This is a genomic window from Streptomyces rugosispiralis (assembly GCF_024505145.1).
Taxonomy (GTDB): Bacteria; Actinomycetota; Actinomycetes; order Streptomycetales; family Streptomycetaceae; genus Streptomyces; species Streptomyces rugosispiralis.
In genome coordinates this window covers 1-549 of record NZ_JANIAA010000220.1, presented here as the reverse complement: position 1 = coordinate 549, position 549 = coordinate 1, and the positions used below count along the sequence as shown (strand labels likewise).

Here is a 549-nt window from a genome sequence, read left to right as displayed (position 1 = left end):
AGCACTGGCCTCGATGAACGTATCGAATCCGTCGGCCAGCAGGGCGCGTACGGTCTCCTCGAAACGCACCGTCTGACGCAGATTGCGGTACCAGTACCCCGCGTCCAGCCCCACCGTATCGAGCACCCCACCCGTCACCGTCGAATAGAACGGCACCGACGACGACCGAGGAGCGATCCCCGCCAGCTCCCGCAACAACTCCTCCTCGATTCCCTCCACATGGGCGCAGTGCGAGGCGTAGTCCACGGGAACGCGCCGCGCCCGAATCTCCTCCACCTCACACGCCGCCAGCAACTCGTCCAACGCGTCCGCGTCACCGGAAACCACCACCGCCGAAGGCCCGTTCACCGCCGCCACCGACAACCGCTCACCCCACACCGCAAGCCGCTCCCGCACACGCCCCACCGGCAACGACACCGACACCATCCCACCCAGCCCCGACAACGCCCGCAACGCCTTGCTCCGCAACGCCACCACCCGCGCCGCATCCTCCAACGACAACGCACCCGCCACACACGCCGCCGCGATCTCACCCTGCGAATGACCCAC

1 protein-coding gene is annotated in these 549 nt (G+C 67.9%); it reads right to left on the bottom strand.

Annotation, left to right across the window (positions count from 1 at the left end; all coding sequences use genetic code 11):
* On the bottom strand, positions 1-549 hold a 549-nt coding region (locus NP777_RS47150), incomplete at both ends, for an acyltransferase domain-containing protein (RefSeq protein ID WP_256656362.1).